We start from the raw sequence: 1,035 nt of genomic DNA, 5'->3' as shown, positions 1-1,035 counted from the left end.
AGTCAACCTTAACTATACGTGGTTTCACGATGGCTTTCTATTTATTTAACTGTTGCATTTGATTTTACAATGAACCAAAGTATTTTTAGTTTCATCAACTAGAATTTACTTCTTAATTTTATCTGCCACTATTGCCCCTTTGCCCCCTACTCACTTCATTATTTAGATTATGCAGTATTAAATACTCTTACTGTTGTTGATTTAACTATATTTCTACTATCATCATTTTTATGCATTTAATCTATACCTTATTTTGCATCTACTTGTATTATCTATTCTTCAATTTCCTCTACATTTTCTGAAAATAAATCTTGTAACTCATTATCAGTATCAATATTATCTAGATACAATTTAGGTTCAGCCTTACATCCACTTAGTGTACTACTTCCATCAATTATACCTAGCATACTTGAAATAGTATCTATCATTACTAATTCTATTACTCTCATTAACTTTTCTCTATTTTCTTCTGTTAGATTATCATATAATTGTAATGCACTAATCCAATACTTATCAGTAGCATCCTCTACTCTTGTATTTTCAAGTAACCCTTTATATTCACTCTTTCCTTCTTGAACTATAGTTTTGTAAAGACTTCTAATAAAAATTTCCTTCATTCTACTTCCTCATTTCTTTATATAGTTTTTTGTTCATTTCAATTAACTCTTGTAATTTTGAATTTGGAATATCAGGGTAAACTCTCCTCAATTCCATTATATCTCTTGCAAGTAGCTGTCTTGCATTAGTTATTCCTTTATTGCTTCTTGAAACTATTCCTCTAACTGGATGTCTTTTCGTATGCCCAATTCTAGGAACATTTATTGCTGGTGCTGTCAATTCATCATACCCATCAACTAGCTTTTTCATTACAGCTTTTTGCCCTGCATGATGTGCATCTAACCCTTCTACACCTTTTATATCTTGATATGCACCAACCTTATATTTAGCTTCACTTACCCCCTTAGTAACTTTCGCAAAGCTCGTGTGTATCTCTTGTTGTACGTGAGTATCACGCATCGCGTTGATAGGTAAGCG

Annotated in this window: 2 protein-coding genes; both read right to left on the bottom strand. The window is 31.6% G+C overall.

Annotated elements, in window-relative coordinates; translation table 11 throughout:
- Positions 1–272 precede the first annotated feature (272 nt).
- The gene (locus tag ACH6CY_RS15680; RefSeq protein WP_374068242.1) at positions 273–617 is read right to left on the bottom strand and encodes a transposase; all 345 of its coding nucleotides are present in this window, start codon (positions 615–617) and stop codon (positions 273–275) included.
- Between the two features lies 1 nt (position 618).
- The coding region (locus ACH6CY_RS15675) for a hypothetical protein (protein ID WP_374068241.1) at positions 619–1,035 on the bottom strand (417 nt) is incomplete at its 5' end.

Source organism: Paraliobacillus sp. JSM ZJ581, from assembly GCF_044383835.1.
Classification (GTDB): Bacteria; Bacillota; Bacilli; order Bacillales; family Amphibacillaceae; genus Paraliobacillus.
This window is presented reverse-complemented; position numbering and strand designations above follow the sequence as displayed.